Source organism: Pseudomonas sp. ICMP 8385 (assembly GCF_002699915.1).
Lineage (GTDB): Bacteria > Pseudomonadota > Gammaproteobacteria > Pseudomonadales > Pseudomonadaceae > Aquipseudomonas > Aquipseudomonas gessardii.
On record NZ_LKBY01000146.1, the window covers coordinates 33,464 to 48,879 of the forward strand.

General features: G+C 56.5%; 16 protein-coding genes and 3 pseudogenes. 4 read left to right on the plus strand and 15 right to left on the minus strand.

Features of this window, described 5'->3' with window-relative positions:
- Positions 1–8: 8 nt before the first annotated feature.
- From AO268_RS28785 to AO268_RS28795, 3 genes are all read right to left on the minus strand, one after another.
- Positions 9–482: an STY4534 family ICE replication protein gene (locus tag AO268_RS28785; protein WP_099170615.1), complete on the minus strand. Its 474-nt coding sequence runs from the start codon at positions 480–482 to the stop codon at positions 9–11.
- A 299-nt stretch (positions 483–781) separates the two neighbouring features.
- Positions 782–1,501 (minus strand): DUF5983 family protein, encoded by a 720-nt coding sequence (locus AO268_RS28790; protein WP_099170616.1) that lies wholly within the window; start codon positions 1,499–1,501, stop codon positions 782–784.
- A gap of 78 nt (positions 1,502–1,579) precedes the next feature.
- Complete coding sequence (locus tag AO268_RS28795; RefSeq protein WP_099170617.1) at positions 1,580–1,972, minus strand: hypothetical protein; 393 nt, start codon at positions 1,970–1,972, stop codon at positions 1,580–1,582.
- Between the two features lie 389 nt (positions 1,973–2,361).
- Between AO268_RS28795 and AO268_RS28800 the strand changes: the two genes are divergently transcribed.
- Entirely contained in the window at positions 2,362–3,609 is a 1,248-nt protein-coding gene (locus AO268_RS28800; protein ID WP_099170618.1) for a DUF1173 family protein, read from the plus strand.
- Between the two features lie 112 nt (positions 3,610–3,721).
- Here AO268_RS28800 and AO268_RS28805 read toward each other — a convergent pair whose 3' ends face one another.
- From AO268_RS28805 to AO268_RS33395, 12 genes and pseudogenes are all read right to left on the minus strand, one after another.
- The gene (locus AO268_RS28805) at positions 3,722–4,123 is read right to left on the minus strand and encodes a single-stranded DNA-binding protein (protein ID WP_099170619.1); all 402 of its coding nucleotides are present in this window, start codon (positions 4,121–4,123) and stop codon (positions 3,722–3,724) included.
- On the minus strand, positions 4,120–4,614 hold the full coding sequence (locus AO268_RS28810; protein WP_099170620.1) for a DUF3158 family protein: 495 nt from the start codon (positions 4,612–4,614) through the stop codon (positions 4,120–4,122). Before AO268_RS28810 ends, AO268_RS28805 begins: the two co-directional genes overlap by 4 nt.
- Positions 4,615–4,616: 2 nt before the next feature.
- Positions 4,617–5,351, minus strand: a complete 735-nt coding sequence (locus AO268_RS28815) for a PFL_4669 family integrating conjugative element protein (protein ID WP_099170621.1) — start codon at positions 5,349–5,351, stop codon at positions 4,617–4,619.
- Between the two features lie 144 nt (positions 5,352–5,495).
- Positions 5,496–6,593 carry an STY4528 family pathogenicity island replication protein gene (locus AO268_RS28820; RefSeq protein ID WP_099170622.1) on the minus strand — a complete coding sequence of 366 codons (1,098 nt, stop codon included), beginning with the start codon at positions 6,591–6,593 and terminating at the stop codon, positions 5,496–5,498.
- A gap of 3 nt (positions 6,594–6,596) precedes the next feature.
- On the minus strand, positions 6,597–7,157 hold the full coding sequence (locus tag AO268_RS28825) for a DUF2857 domain-containing protein (RefSeq protein ID WP_099170623.1): 561 nt from the start codon (positions 7,155–7,157) through the stop codon (positions 6,597–6,599).
- On the minus strand, positions 7,154–8,443 hold the full coding sequence (locus tag AO268_RS28830; protein ID WP_099170624.1) for a ParB family protein: 1,290 nt from the start codon (positions 8,441–8,443) through the stop codon (positions 7,154–7,156). Before AO268_RS28830 ends, AO268_RS28825 begins: the two co-directional genes overlap by 4 nt.
- Positions 8,436–8,633: a hypothetical protein gene (locus tag AO268_RS32535; protein WP_141562853.1), complete on the minus strand. Its 198-nt coding sequence runs from the start codon at positions 8,631–8,633 to the stop codon at positions 8,436–8,438. Before AO268_RS32535 ends, AO268_RS28830 begins: the two co-directional genes overlap by 8 nt.
- Positions 8,623–9,474 carry a ParA family protein gene (locus tag AO268_RS28835; protein ID WP_099170625.1) on the minus strand — a complete coding sequence of 284 codons (852 nt, stop codon included), beginning with the start codon at positions 9,472–9,474 and terminating at the stop codon, positions 8,623–8,625. Before AO268_RS28835 ends, AO268_RS32535 begins: the two co-directional genes overlap by 11 nt.
- A gap of 12 nt (positions 9,475–9,486) precedes the next feature.
- The gene (locus AO268_RS28840; RefSeq protein ID WP_099170626.1) at positions 9,487–9,702 is read right to left on the minus strand and encodes an AlpA family transcriptional regulator; all 216 of its coding nucleotides are present in this window, start codon (positions 9,700–9,702) and stop codon (positions 9,487–9,489) included.
- 114 nt (positions 9,703–9,816) lie between these two features.
- The gene (locus AO268_RS28845; RefSeq protein ID WP_099170627.1) at positions 9,817–10,551 is read right to left on the minus strand and encodes a hypothetical protein; all 735 of its coding nucleotides are present in this window, start codon (positions 10,549–10,551) and stop codon (positions 9,817–9,819) included.
- A gap of 668 nt (positions 10,552–11,219) precedes the next feature.
- Positions 11,220–12,485 carry a hypothetical protein gene (locus AO268_RS28850; RefSeq protein ID WP_257154476.1) on the minus strand — a complete coding sequence of 422 codons (1,266 nt, stop codon included), beginning with the start codon at positions 12,483–12,485 and terminating at the stop codon, positions 11,220–11,222.
- Positions 12,486–12,685: 200 nt separating this feature from the next.
- Positions 12,686–12,958, minus strand: a pseudogene (locus AO268_RS33395) (tyrosine-type recombinase/integrase); the annotation flags it as partial.
- A gap of 284 nt (positions 12,959–13,242) precedes the next feature.
- Here AO268_RS33395 and AO268_RS28860 point away from each other — a divergent pair.
- From AO268_RS28860 to AO268_RS32815, 3 genes and pseudogenes are all read left to right on the plus strand, one after another.
- A pseudogene (locus AO268_RS28860) lies at positions 13,243–14,337 on the plus strand (ShlB/FhaC/HecB family hemolysin secretion/activation protein); the annotation flags it as partial.
- Positions 14,338–14,352: 15 nt separating this feature from the next.
- A pseudogene (locus AO268_RS28865) lies at positions 14,353–15,135 on the plus strand (ShlB/FhaC/HecB family hemolysin secretion/activation protein); the annotation flags it as partial.
- Positions 15,136–15,248: 113 nt separating this feature from the next.
- A complete protein-coding gene (locus AO268_RS32815) occupies positions 15,249–15,407 on the plus strand; it encodes a hypothetical protein (RefSeq protein WP_176561422.1) in 159 nt (52 codons plus the stop codon).
- Positions 15,408–15,416: the final 9 nt, after the last annotated feature.

Below are 15,416 nucleotides of genomic sequence, written 5' to 3' on the forward strand. Positions count from 1 at the left end.
CACGGGTTCTAAATGGACTCGGCAGTCGCCGGTGCATCCGCAGGATGGGGTGCTTCGGCCTCTTCGGAATCAACCTTGGGTCGGGCTTGGTAGACCAGCTTTCCGTCGACCTTGACCCAACTGACAAACAGCAACCGCGCCTTCAAGCTGACGCCGGTTTTGCCGGCTTTTTCGCCACGGTTGTAGCGGAACAGATCGGTCCACAGATCGCCGAGACGAAAGCCCATCAGGACTTTTTGGCCCCGGTTGACGGCGTTGGCGTAGCGGTTGACCAATTGCTGCGCTTCAGCGCCGCAGACAATGACGTCGAAGTAGCGGTACTCAGGCGCCTGTGTGGGCCCATTGAGCGCGGCGATGGTGCAGGCCAGGAATGACTTGCCGCGGCTGGGTGTGACCTCACGAATTCGGTTGAGGTAACCGAGGCCCTGGGTGTGCAGATCGAAGTAGGTCGTCTCTTCAGAGACGCAAGACGATTGAGACATGACAGTCTCCTTCCATTCAAAGTGGAGATGAACATGGGAGACGTCCCGTCGGAACGTGGTCCCACGGGTTGATTACCAGTGTTGGACTGGTGATGTGCGTGACGCGGATCAGCGCCTGAGCGCCGTGGCCTTGAAGACCGAGACCACCTGGGCATGTTGCCGAACGGGTCGGCGGAACATGCTTTCAGCGTGATCCTGTTGCTTGCCTGTGGCATGTATGAATACGCCGTGCACGGACACCCGAATTCGCGGCTGCAGGTATGAGGAAGCCCCGCGAACGGGGCTTCTGAGTGGTGGGATCATTGCAAGTCTTCGTAGGTAGGTAATCCCGCCAGGCACGCAGCATTTGGGTCGAATATCAGTACCCGAACATCAGCCTGTGCCGCCAAATGCAGCACCTCGACCAGTTCTCTGGGCATGCCTTTGCAGAGTTGTTCCTGGCGCAACTGTTCTGCTGTGATGCTTCCGACCTTGCTTAGATGCGTATCGGTCCAGGGTGTGGCAATCAGTTTGAAACCGATAGCATCGCTGGCCGGTAGCACAAAGGACTCAAACAGCAGGCCATTTAAAGACGTCAACATTTCCAGCGTGCTCCAGGCCGTTTCCGGCAAGTGGGCACTGTTGACCTCCCAGCAACGGCTGTAGTGGCCGGTCTCAAACGTCAGTTGCTGAACTCTCTGTTGGGCATGGGCCTGGGAATAGAGATCGCCCACCAGGAGGGGCGGTGATTGATCGTGGGCAAATACTCCGTAGATCACCTGCACCACGATTCCTGGATTTGGGTGGTTGTCGTCATCGACCGTCGACGCAGCGTTTGAGGTAATGATCAGCGCATGGGTGTCATTGAACAGACAAGGCCGACGTTCGAGTTGCTCGTCATCCAGGTGCTGCTGGGAAGGATGGGGTGGCAGATAGCACAGCGGCGCCTTGGCATCGTAAAGGATGGCCAGCAGGCGCTGGATGCGCAGTTCGTTAAAGCCGCGGACGAATGGGTTGAATGGATGATTGTCGATAGGCATGGCTACTCTCCTATAAGCAAATGAGGAGGGACACCACCCCCGACGGGAGGTGTCCCGTCGGGTGCCTGAGTTGCTGGATTACCAGCCGTTGTAGTGGATGATCAGGTTGGCGATGAGGTAGCGTCGCCGGGAGTCCAGCAGACCAAAGTCAGCCAGTCCGTGGACGCCAACCCGTTGCAACAGGCGTCCCCCGGTTTCATCGTTGTAAAAACTGACCAGCGCAGCAAGGAACACCTGCTCACCATGACTCATGGCGCCGATGGCCGTGTCAATCAGTGGGACATCGGGGCACAGATCCCATTTACTGAGGGCTAGATTGATGTCGTTGTGATGCTCAATACCGAAGTAACGTGGGCCTGCGAGCCGGACGGCGTGTTGCCAGGTTTGGAAGAACTGCTGGGTTGCAGGGGCCTCGGGGTGATCAGCGATCATCTGGTCCGAGACCTCGGGTTTTGTGGGCTGTAGGTTCATGGATGAATCTCCAGACAATGACGGCCTGAGTCGGCCGTGGAAAGGACGATGGCCTGTGACATGCAACAGGCTGTTGGACCAACGCAGCGGGTACTGCGCCGTAGCCTTGAAGATCTGGACTACCTGGGCGGGTGCCGAGCGAGTCGGCAGCGCTGGGCGTTAGCCTGGAGAGGATGGTGGGTGGCGGGGCAGCGTCAATCGGCAACGGGCGCAGCCCGCTATAGGCGGGTGCTGAATATCTGGATCAAGAGTATTGATGGTGACGCGAGTTTTGTATGCTGATGTGGCTAACTGGGCCATCCAACATAGTGATGTATGATTTTTTCTAAGCGTTCTGGCGAGATGATTACGCCGCAGCAATTTTGATGAATTAACAAGAAAGGGATGACATGAAAGAGACTTACAGTGTGTCAGTGCCGGGCGCGAAATACCCGTCTTCAAAGGATTTTCAAACCCAATCTAGACATGCCCAGGTCTGGCAACTGTTGCTGAAAAAGGCACATGGTAGTCAGGCCACGTGCCTGTGTACGGGGCCTGGATTAAAAAGGCTCAGTATTCGGCACCTTAAAGACAGCGACCGCTACGTTCTTGCCAGATGTGCAAATACAGGCCCGGAACACGCATTCGATTGTCGTTTTTTTAGTGAAGATGAAAGCCGGACGGGATTGAAGTCGTACGTTGATGGTGTCGTGGTGGAAGGTGATGACGATGACGTAAAGGTCCGTCTCTCTCAAGCGATCAAGCTCAGAAAAAAGAACGACGCTGTTGAACCCCAAGTGGAGCTCATACTTGACCCTCGTAAACCTGGGCGAACGCAGCGCGCAATGACCCTCTTAGGATTGCTGCATCTACTGTGGACGCGGAGCGATCTGAATACTTGGGTGCCTAATATGGAAGGCAAGCGTAGCGATACGATCCTCCAATGGCTGCTAATACAGACAGCCGAACACATCAAAACCTGCCGAATGACCTTGGATCGAGTGTTGCTGAGCCCTGCGAGAAATGGTTCAAAGGAGGCCACCCGCAACGTTTCCGTCTTGGAGAAGGCCAAAACGCTCCAATACCGGTTAATTGCAGTGGGTGTACTGCAGCCTTATGCTGGCGGCGTTGATGAGATGTCGGCGCTGTCATTGATGAACAGTGCAGGTATGCCAACCCTGTACCTCAAGAGCGACGTTTGGGCAGATGCACAGCGTAGTTTCGCCCGAGAGATCTTAGCCTGGAGACAGGGCGCCAAAACTATATCTATCGCGTTTATAGGCCAGCGTCATAACAGTCGATACTACGATGTTCTCGACATGGCATTGATGCACGTGAGCGATATGCTGATCCCGTTGGATTCTGGCTTGGAAGGTACTGTAGAGGCCATGCTTCGCGAGCAAAAGCGTAAGTTCTCCAAGCCACTTCGGTTTGATGGCGACGATAAAACGTTGCCTGATTTCTGGTTGAAGGATCTGGATGATGAGTATCCGATGGAAGTGTTCGGCATGAACACTCCGGAGTACTTGCTGCGCAAGGCCGACAAGGTCACGTTCTATGATGCCGAGTATAAAGCGCGCTTGGGGTGGTGGTATTGGGACGCGTATCAGGATCCCGCTGGGGCTAATATTCCCCACTTACCACCAGCTACACGATAGCCTCTTCGTAAAAAAGCAGGATATGCCTCTTCAGTTTGTCCCTGAAAGGTAAAGAGCATGGCGACTAATCAGCAGAGTTGGTCGCCGCTCCCTATACCTCTTTTGTGTATGGTCAAGACGCCTGTATAGCTTGCTCCACTGCTGCGTGAGAGGAGGTCTGCATGTCTACCCGCGTTATCCGATAAGGGAGAATTCCTACCCGCCGCGCTTCGACCTTGAAGGTGACGCGCAGATTCTCCTCCCGATCCTCCCACTCCTCGCGCACAGTGCGGCCATCGACCAGCACACGCATGCCTTTCTGATACAGCGCCTGCCATTGTTCCGCTTCGGAATGCCACAGCTCCACGGGCGCCCAAAAACCACCGCGATCCTCATAACCGTCCTTAATCAATACCGGGTTGTCGAAGTAAACGTTAAGCCGCAACAATCGCCGCGGTTCGGCATTGTCCCGTGGGAACTCACGGTATTCCGGTGCAGTACCGATATTCCCCTCGCCGACAAAGTAGGTGCTCATACGACCTCCTTACTGATGGATTGCAGGCGTTGTTCATAGGTGCGCTCGGCCACGGCCAATTTGTCGGTCGTCGTGCGTGCCAGGTGCATCAGGGCGTGAATCAGGCTGATCTGTGCGTTGAGCAACACCCGTTGCTGCTCCAGTCGATACAGCGTTGGCACTAGCGCATCCGGTGTACTCGGCGCCAGTAGCAGGGCCTGCCATTGCGCCACGCCCATGGCGGTACGGTCGACGCGACGCCAACGCAGAAACGTGGTGCCTGCGCCGGTGCTCTGGCTGCTCAATTGCACCGGCAGCAGATGCAGTGGCGAGACGCGGGCACGCGCTACTTTGTGTGGCAGGGTCTGCTGGATCAGTTCGTCGCGCAGTGCGATGCAGCTATCGACCAGCGTGGTCAATTCCCCCTTACCTTTAAAAGCCCTTAAAAGGCCCTTTAGGGAGGTGGCCTGTTCCAGCAGGATGGTGACCTCGTCTGCAATCGGTGTGGGCATGGTCAAGAGTCCTCGGGCAGTCCGTGGGTGTTGTTGCTGGTTGGCCCAGCACTGTTGAGAGCGGCTGGCTCACTCTGTCGAAGGGCAGGCGCATGTCTGGCACGCAGGCTGCCATCGAGGATGTTCTGCGGCAGTTCACCAAACTGCTCGCGAGCCCGTTGCGCTTTGGCATTGTTGGCCGCGAAGTCATCGCGACAGGCACCACTGGTACGATAGGTCTGGATCAGGCTGAACAGGCTGCGCAAGCAGTGGGCACCCTCGTCCAGCCAGTATTCAAGGGTGGGTGGGTCGATCAGGGCAGTGTGTTGGGCCAGCAGTGCGCGACGGGCCAGTTCGTCGTAGTCAGCCAGCAGGTAGAGCGCCAGAAACCCCAATGGGGCGTTGAAAGTGACTGGCAGTTGGACCGGTTCCACGTTCAGGTTGTCACCCAAGCTGAAGGCCGCGGGGGCCTGGGCCATGGCGGCGTTGAGTTGTGCGTGGAGGTTGAGCAGGGCAGTGCGGGTGCTGTCGAGCTTGGCTTCAAAACGCAGTAACAGGGCGTCGGCGTAGGGATCGTCGCGTGCGGCGTCACGGTAGACACGGTTGACCAGGGTGACGAAATCATTCAGGCCGCGGATGCGTGGTGCGTCAGCGGACGGCAGTCGGCCGTTCCACAGACGGATCGCATGAAGTGTATGCAAGGTCAGGCGCATTTGGCTGCGCAGGCTGCCGAGCGGGGCGTCTTCGATCGTGGCCATGGGCAAAGGGCTTAAGGGCAAGTTGAGGTTTCAGGCTGACGGGTTGGTTAGGCGCTGTCTGTGCACAATGGGTAGGTGGCGTATCCCGGTTTGTTGGCGACCTGCTGTGGATTTATGTCAGTGACATAAGTCGGTTAGGTACGATCAGCGGATCTTGAGTAGTTTGCGCAGTTGCGCCAGATGCTGGTGTGCGAGGGCGCGTTGCGCTTCCTGCTGCTCGGGTGTCGCGGTTGTTGGCGCTGCCGGTTGGAACGATTGTGCTGCCCACGGATGAAAGTCCCCGCGCAGGGCTTTTTGCAGAATGCCGAACAGGTAATTGGCCGGGCGTTGCACGTCGCCGGTTTCGCAACGTACCTGCCATTCGTTCAGCACCGCCTGACGCAGGTCGGGCGCGATTCGCTGCAGGGTGGCCAACGCTGCGCTTTGTTCCTCCGGGCGCAGTTGAGCGAAACCGGTCGGCAGGTGGGGCGCATTCGATTTTCGCGCGCGCGGTATACAAAAGCTTTTACTAATACTTAATACAGTACTAGGGCCCTGCTTCGGATTCCGAAGGCTGGCGGATTTACTGGGCTGGCGACCTACTTCGGAAGCCGAAGCAGGTGGGTTGATTTCGGAATCCGAAGTAGGGCGGCCTTCGGATTCCGAAGTAGGTGCAGCGCTAAAGTCTGTGATGATGGGGCATGGTGAAACCGTAATCCCGGTGGTGTTTTCCAGCCACTCAGCGAGCCGTTTCAGGTGTTCGGGCAGTGGCTGAGTGGTGAGCAGAGGATCTTCGGCCAGAGCCTGGAGGGCGTCATAGGCCACGCGCTGGACGGCCTTGCTGGCATGGGTCAGTGATTGGCTGAGCAATTCCAGATACTCGCCATCCAGGCGTAGGGCTTCATTGGGTGTCAGTGGCGCTTGGTGCAGTACATAAAGATTGCCTTGCCAGCGCCCATTGCCTTCGGGGCGTCGACGTCGCGCCAGGCTCAGCCAGCGACATAAACGCAGCACGGTGAGTGCACGAGCCACGGTTTCGGTGGACGCCTGTAGGGCGCAGGGAGAGGTTGCCAGATAGGGACGCAGATGCTCGTAGGTAGGCATGGAGGTCATGCCGTCCCCGTTGAGCAGCAGGCGAATGACTTGCCAGGCATTGCGCTCCAGTGGAGAAAGGCGCCGATCCAGCAACAAAGCGCGGGGCACACTGTCGTGCAGTTGGCCACTGTAGACAAAATCATCACAGTGCAGCGGAGGATGAGCCATGGCTCAGACCAAGCGCTGTTTGATCCAGTCCTGAATCATTGCCCAAACCACCGATAAGGGGAGTGCCATGTCTTCGGCAACGTCCAGGGCCAGTTCGAGCATTTTCGGTTCATCGTTCACATCGATCTGGCGTGCATCCAACTGCGGCTTCCAGCGCTTCCACAGCTCGGTGTCCTGCGCCTCGTCCAGTGCCGGGTGTCGTCCGCGGCGCTTGGGCAGACCCAGTACGTCACGGCGCATGGCAACCTCCTGATGAGTTAGGCCGTGATACAAGCTCATCATCTCGGTGCTGGCGCCGGCTCGCAGCAGACGGTCGATGGTGTTGACTTCTTCCTTCACCGCGTTGGCTTGGCTGAGAACCCTTTGTACCATCGCAGCGTTGACCTTCACCGTGCACCAGCAAACGGGCGCATTAGCCAGTACGCTGAGCAGCTCGGGGCGTTTGAGTGCGCCCAGTTGTTGCTCGGTAAAACCCATCGCCAAGCCGCGGCGCAGTTGACCGTTGCGCAAGTCATGCAGGATCTGGGTAATCACGGCCTGGTTTAACGGCTGAGGTGTGTTCATTGTGATTCACCGCTGTGAGGGAGTTGGCGAGCCAGTTTGATCAGGCGGATTAGCTGGGCAAATGCAGGGTCGTCCAGTTCCGGCTCACTGTGGGCGGTGCCGCAAAGCAGTGGCCCTAGGCGGTTGTTTGGCGATTGCCCAGTCAGTGAAAGCAGTAGCGCGATCAACGCTTTCTGAGGTGGTGGAAGTTCGTGTTCATTGCTGCAGAAACAGAGAAAACCCAGGTGTTCAGGCTGTGGGCGTACCTCAGTGGGCTGATCAACCAGGCTCCGCGCCAGTTCTGCAATGCGTGTGCGCAGTTGCTCGGCGGTAGGCGGTTTGGCCTGGTCGAGCGGTGCGGTGAATAGCTCTGATGGTGGACCCCGCTCTGCTAGCGGGAGCGGGAATTCCGGTTCCAGCAATTGGCCCAACACTTCACGGCGTATTTCTGACTCACCAATATCCAGCGCCAATTCACCGTAGTCCAGCGTCAGTTGTTGAGCCAGATCACCGAGCAGTTCGTCGCGTACGCGCGGTACCGAAAATTGCTTTGTCTCGGCGTCACAGCGCGCCAGGCTCTGCTGAAACAGTGCGCTGAAGTCTGCTTCAGCATCGGGCACATGACGTTGCCAGGTCCGTTGCGCGGCTTTGCGCAGGCTCAGCAACTTTCGGATCTGAGGGCGCCCCAGCCCACTGTAAAGCGCCTCGGGAATCGCCGGTAGTAGGTAGGTCAGGGTATCGCCCATGCGGCTGATCGTGGGCTGATCCACTGGGTAGCCGTCTTCACTTAATCGCTCAGCCAATTCGCGTTGATTCAAAGGCTGCCCATACTCTTGCTCGTACAACTGACGCGCCTGCTCGACCGCCTGGCTGCGCTCAATATAGGTGAGGCCGCTGCGCAGATCGTTCTCGGCCAGGTGGCCAGTTAGGGCAAGAATCTCGCCGCGTGCGGTCCAGGGACGAAATAGGCACAAAAAACGGTGGAAACGTTCGTCGCCGGTTTCCTGCCAAAGCTCGTTCAGGATCGCCAGGCGAGTGTTGCCGCCGTTGCGGATGATGAAGTGTTCTTCGCCGGGACGGCGGGTGATATTCGGTGGCTGATCCAGGCCGCGCTGGCGGATTGAGGCCTTGATTGCCTGATGCTGAGGGTTCAGCGCGCGGCGTGGGTTCAATTGATACGGGCGTAATTGTTCCAGGTTCACCTGCATTGGGGTATCCACCAGCGGATCACAAGTATTCTGCTCGCGGCGGTTGAACGATGCGGCGAGCAGATGGGCGGCCACATCACTGGTGGGCGACTTAGCCATTATCGGACTTATCGCCGTTTGAGCGCTGCAGCACTCGGGCATCGTTGGCACGAGGGCCGGTCTGAATCGGCGTGAAACCCGGTTTGCGCAAAGTCAGCTGCACGTCAGGACTGATCTCGACCCGCCAGCCTTCTTGCAGCGCCAGAACAATCAGGCGCCGCAATCGTCTCGGTACACGACTATCGATCATGTTGGCGCTCTCCGCTCCCGTTGACCTTGGCAAAGCGCTCTGTCCAGTCCGGGAAGAGTTCGCAGGCCAATGCGCGCATGGTCTCCAGCCCCGCAGGGGCGACTCGTCGGGAGGGCTTGCGGCGTTCAAATCGATGGACTGGTAATTGATGGGTGGCGGCACAAGGGTAGGCAGTGATCGCTGGGATGGTAGTACACAACACATGAACCCCACGGACGCAGCCAAATACCTGGCGCAGTGCCTGCTGGATTTGCCGCGCATCGGTGGATACAGGATGCACGCGGTTGATCAGCAGATGCAGGGGCGGTGGTTGAATACCCAGATTGCGATAGAGAGGGATATCTTGAAGTAACTGCAGCGTACCCCGGCGAAATTCACGCGCGGCCAGAATCTCCGGGGTGACTGGTGACACCACCAGGTCTGAGGCAATTACGGCCATCTCCAGCAGCACACTGCGTGTGCCTGGTGTGTCGATCAAGAGCAGGTCGTAGTGTTGCTGAAACATTGGCAACAGATTGCGCAGGCGCAATCGGCTATCGGGCGTTTGCAGCAGTAGGGGGCCCAAATGGCCTTGATCATCGTTGGAGGCAATCAGATCCAGGTTGGGGATGGTGGTGTGCGAAACCAGTTGCTCAAGGTCACGCTCATTAAACGCCAACAACTCGTAGCTGCCGGCGGACGCCAGTTTATTTAACTCGAAGTAGCTGGACAGCGTGGGCTGCACATCCAAATCCAGCAGCAGCACGCGCAACCCAGCATCGGCGACAAAGCCGCCTACGTTTGCCGCCGTGGTAGTTTTGCCGACGCCGCCCTTGGTCTCTATCAGGGATACCACTCGCATAGTCGTCTCCCTTCAGCCGCGCTCGGCACGGCGTTCAGCGATCCATTGTTCGATTTCCAGCGAATCCCAGCCCACTGCCCGTGTGCCGAGCGAAATGCTTTTGGGAAAACGCCCAGCACGCATCAATGCATACAGATGAGCGCGCTTAAGGCCGGTTTTGTGCTCGACTTCCACCCGACGTAATACACGGTGCTCGGCGTGGAGGTCTATGGAGGCGTTCTCAGTCATGGTGATCACTCCCGAAGGCTTGTTTGGGGTGATCGGTATTCAATAGCCCATCTCTGTCGACGGCTACCGCAACTGCGGGGTATACGACCGCAGTTGCGGTGCGATGTAGGGGGCTTAAGTGCTCAGGCTGCGGCGAGCAGCGGCGAAGTGCTTTTGCATCGTACGTTCGGTGATCCCAACCCGTCCGCCATGGTAGGAAATGACCGTTTGGATGATTGCCGCGTCGCTGTCGAACTGGCTGTATCGCTGGCCACCGGGCGATATGCCGCGCAGGGCTGTAAGTAGGCCACCGATAATGTTTAACAATGCTGAGCGACCGCGATCACTGAGGTCTTCATCGGTTGGCAACAAGCGCTGGAATTCCGCCAGGTCGCGTTTTAGCAGGGTGTTGCGCTCTCGTAATTGCGAAGCTTTCTGTGCACACATCTCAAGCTGCACTTTCAGCGCAGCATGGTTGGCTGACATCTCCTGCAACGCCGCCCAGCTAAGACCGCGGCGTTCAGCTGGGCCGTATAGAAAGTTAGGTTTTTCTTCCGGGTAGTCGCGTTGCATCCAGGCTTTCAGATGCGGCTCACAGATGCTCAGGTCTGGATCATCAAGCAGAGTTATGTCCGGGCAGATGACGCCGTTTTTTCCGAAGGGTAGATCGCCATTGCAAAGGGCGCAGTAAATACGCTCACTGTTCAAATACAGCTTCGGCCAGCGTGGAAAGTCGTCCTGCATCGGGCGTAGACGCTTGCCTAGTTGGTCCAGGATTGAGGTTTCAAAGCGATGCAGATTACTCCAGCGGATCGCTGCCTCAATCGGGTGGTAGTAGGCTTTTATCAACGAAGTAGGTAGCTGTCGCATGATCGATATCTCGCATGAGTGGTGAAGTCATCAATGGGTTCCTTGGGTGGGCGGCTATCGGGGTGATAGGAATGCGCTGGCATATACCGGTAGCCGTCGCTGACATGATCTAATGAAATAGAGTCGATTCGGGGGGGGCAATTGCAATCAACTTGAAAGTGGTTTGACACTTACATTCAAATTTTCCCCATGCGCGATGGCTGGAGTACTGAGTTAGCATGTCTGCCATCTGGGTTTGCGGGAAAAATGCTGCTGATACTAATAGTTACATTTTTGTCTATGATTTTTTGGAAGCAGCGCAGGAATAGAGGGCACTTAGCAGGAGAGGCTCAGGTTTGGGTAGTTGATCAGGTGTTGAATTAGGCGAGATGACCTGCAGAACCGCCCAGTTTGTTGTGGGCTAACTCCTACCAGTCATCTAGCATATATACATCGATGTTTAAGTTTGGGTGTAGGCAATCAAATTTTATGGCCGCTGGGGTGGCGTTTACCTTGCTTGGCGATCAAGTAAATGACTTGGTTCTTGATTAGGGCGGCGTGACATTGATTGGTTGTGGCCAGTTCAAATAAATGCCCATTGGCATGTCAGGGTTTTTCCTGAGCTGATGCTCTCCTTTACCGCTGGTAAATGATGATTTTTCTTACGTATCTTTCAGAAGTTGATGCGACTATTCCGACCACCAGCTTTTTTCTGGCTTTCGATAGCTGTAGGTGTTAAATCCGTTCTCCAGTTGTACCTCCAGAGAAATAACCGTCATAAGATCCCCTTCAGTGGGATCTAGCAGATTGGCCTGCTGATTTGCCCATTCCAACCAGGCTTTGGCAGCAGTGGGATCTACTGCCTGTCCGCATTCGACCCGCTTTGCGACTGCGCCAATAAAGCTGCGCAGGCGTTCAGCGTGTTCCCATTTTTCCGTGTGATTGACCAGCTTGAGCTGCAATCGGTGCTGAATTTCGGCTTTACGTACCCGTTCCAGCCGCACAGCTTCCGCCGCCGCATATTCGCGTGCCTGTATTTCTCGCTGCTCTCTCTTCTTTTTCAGAAGCACTGATATGCGAGACAGTCCGACAAGAATGTCAGCAATTTTTGTTTCAACGAGGCCCGTCTTTGTATCCTTCCAATTTTTGCGTTCCCCGTAATCGGTGTATTCATCAATTTGGAATGTAAGTTCACCAGTCGGTATCCATTCGTACCGTGGGTAAACCATGCGACTGAAATCAGGTGTCCAGGCGCCGCCTGGCCGACGCGGTTGAGGAGGCTGTGGCGGGGAGGGTAGTCTCTTGACCCGCTCCACAAGACGGACGGCGACAGCTTCGTTATTGACGATGACTGAGGTTGTATTTGTCTCTGTGATTTTCCACGAATAGCCTTCACGCTCAGCAGCCTTGATAAGTGTGTCGAAGAAACGCGCACAACGGTCGATCGGGGCTGCTGAAATTTTTATGTCCAATACCCGCCGGCCTTTGGCACCCAGAAAGCCATCAATGATTTTGGCGGACCTTGCAACCTTAAGCCATTGAATTACTAACGGGTGAGGCTCTTTGAGTTGGTCAGGGACTTGAATGGTCTGCTCGATTGTCACAGGTTTGTGTGAAGGGCGCGGTATTGCAGAACGGTCGAGTACTTTGAACTCGACTGTGCCGTTGTTTTTGGGCAGTTTCGGTTTTTGGGGGCGGACGTTTGCTTGTTTTGCCCAATGGCCGCGTCCAGGTAACGGTATGCCTGCTTTACGGCACGCTTTGCCCAGCGCAACGTCAGATACGCCGATCTCTTGGGCCAGCTGTAACACCGGTGTTTCCCAGACTTTGTCGAACAGCTCTGCAATGGAGAAACTGATGTATGTGTACATACCGATTAGCCTCTTTGATTCAAGAGCTTTGCTGATGAGCGATTGTTTGGTCTGCACTGGGAAGCGTTTGAGCGAGTGAGCCATTACAAAAGTGACTCAAGTGTCCGGCAAAACAGCACTGAGTCATGTAGTTACTCGACGTTCCTTTGGGCAAGGCTATATAAAAAATGCAGAGTGGTCTGCTTTTTTAATATTTGGCAATTGTTACACCACAGATTTGATGGTCACGCAGAAGTCCGAGAAGTACTCAGCTCTTGGTTGAGCACCGGCTACAGTTTTTGCGAAGCTATATAGCAGTCGATTCTCGGGACCGATTGGCGAAACCGTTTGAGTAGTGCAATTGCTTGGGAGGATAACGGTACTAAATGGATGTCGCCCTCCATTTTTGTACCCTGAGTTGAAAGCTGACGCTCTCAAGGGCTGGCCTCGTGTCCGGAACATCCCCAAACAGCCCCCTTGAGATCGAACTCGTTCCAACGGGCAAAGCGCAGTTCGCTGAAGCGAACGAAGAGATGCAACGAGAGCATAACGGTCAGGCGAGTGGATGCCCGGATCTTGCCTGCTCGCTGAATAGATAGAGAAGTACTTACTCTAGGGTTCAGTTCTGCAGTGGTTTTGGCGGTGATACACCAGAAAGTGAGGCGGGAAATGTGTCAGTTTCGATACCGTTTGTCGGAATATGAGATTTAATTTCAATCGATATACATTCATATCTAGATTTTTTGCTTATTTATCAGTTGTTTGTGCTGATTTTAAGGGTTTCACGAAATTCAAGCCATAATCTTGGCGTCAAAAAAAATTGATGTTATTTTGCCATCTATTGATATTCGATGGATCGAACATGTCTTTTTTACTGCCAAGGATCCGGTTACTGCTGGGCGTCTGCTTACTGACGTGCGTTGCTTCAAATAGCACACTGGCGGCGACGCTGCCAGGTGATCAGGACCTGATCCGCGAGCGGCAAAATCGCCTGCTGGAAGAGCAGCAGCGGCGCCTTGAAGAGCTCAAGAACCTGCCCGGCAAGGAAGTCAAACCCGCAACGCCCACCNGCCGCTGATCGCGAGCGTTTGATCAAACCTTATATCGACCAGTGCCTGGGCGTCTCCCAGCTCAATCAACTGCTCAAGGCCGTCACCGACCACTACATCGACAAGGGCATGGTCACCAGCCGTGCCTACTTGCCGCAGCAGGATTTGTCCAAAGGGCATCTGCAAGTGCTGGTGGTCGAAGGCAAGCTCGAAGGCCTGAAAGGCGCCGATAACAGCCAACTCTCGGACCGTGAGTTGGCCATGGCCTTTCCCGGCAAAAACGGCGACTTGCTCAACCTGCGGGAAATCGAGCAGGCCATTGATCAGCTCAACCGCTTGCCGTCCAACCGGGCACAAATGGAACTGGCCCCCGGCGAGGCCGTCGGCGGCAGTTCGGTGCTGGTGAAAAACACCCCGCAAAAGCCCTGGCGCGCCAGCCTGTCGCGCAATAACGACGGGCAGAAAAGCACCGGCGAGCAGCAGTGGGGCGCCGGCCTTGAGTGGGACAGCCCCCTGGGCCTGGCGGACCAGCTGATTTTGCGTGGTGGCCATCAGCAGTGGGGCGCCGGCCTTGAGTGGGACAGCCCCCTGGGCCTGGCGGACCAGCTGATTTTGCGTGGTGGCCACGATGCAATCAGCGACCATCAGAAAACCTCGAAAAACGCCATGCTCTATTACAACGTGCCGTGGGGCTGGTGGAACTTCAGCTACAGCTACAACCAGAGCGATAGCCGCTCGCTGATCCAGGGCGACAGTTTTGACTTCAAGCAGACCGGCGACAGCCAAAACCACCAACTGCGCGCCGAGCGCGTGGTGCACCGCGATGCACTGAGCAAGACCTCGCTCAGCGTTGGCCTGGCCCACCTGCGTACCAACAACTACATCGACGGCAGCCGCCTGGATGTCAGCAGCCATCGCCTCAGTTCAAGCAGACCGGCGACAGCCAAAACCACCAACTGCGCGCCGAGCGCGTGGTGCACCGCGATGCACTGAGCAAGACCTCGCTCAGCGTCGGCCTGGCCCACCTGCGTACCAACAACTACATCGACGGCAGCCGCCTGGATGTCAGCAGCCATCGCCTCAGTGAACTGCAATGGGGTATCAACCACGGCCGGCGGGTCGGCAGTGCCTTTGTCAACGTCGACCTGGGCATGCAAAGCGGTATCGGCCTGTTAGATGCTCAGGCTGAAGACGAACGCGACCGCTTTGGCAATCGGCAGGCCAATGCCCGCTACCGCAAATACACCGCCACTGTCAGCTACCTGCAACCGTTCACGCTGTGGGGCGAGTCGTTCAGCTTTACCAGCCTGGCCACCGGCCAACGCAGCGAAGACATGCTGTTCAGCCCGCAGCGCATGAGCCTTGGCGGCTCATCCTCGGTGCGTGGCTTCAAGGACCAGCAGCTCAACGGTGACAGCGGCGGCTACTGGCGCAACGACCTGCGTTGGTCACGCCCGGTGCTGGTGGACTGGCTGCGCCCGGCCTTCGGCGAATACGGCGTGAGTCTGGGCTACGACCAGGGCGTGATTCGCAACGACCGCTACAACGGCACCACCCACGGCCGGGTGTCCAGCAACTCGGTGGAGCTGTTTGCCCGTGGCAAACATGTCAGCACCAGCGTGACCTTTGCCCACTCTTTGGAACGTCCGGCGGTGATGAGCGAGCGCGAAGCGCCGATCTACTTCCGAATGGATTTCTACCTGTAATTCAACGCCTCGCTGCATTGAGTCCGGCGGTGATGAGCGAGCGCGAAGCGCCGATCTACTTCCGAATGGATTTCTACCTGTAATTCAACGCCTCGCTGCATTGAGAATTTGATATGGATGTTCGCCAGCTTGCTTTCCTCGCCCGCCAACCGTCCGCTGCCGTAAAACGCCGTGACACCTTCTGTGGCGTGCCCAAAAGCGGCCTGGCGCTGATCCTGGCCAACGCGCTGTTCTGGCAGCCGCTGCTGGTCCGCTGCCGTAAAACGCCGTGACACCTTCTG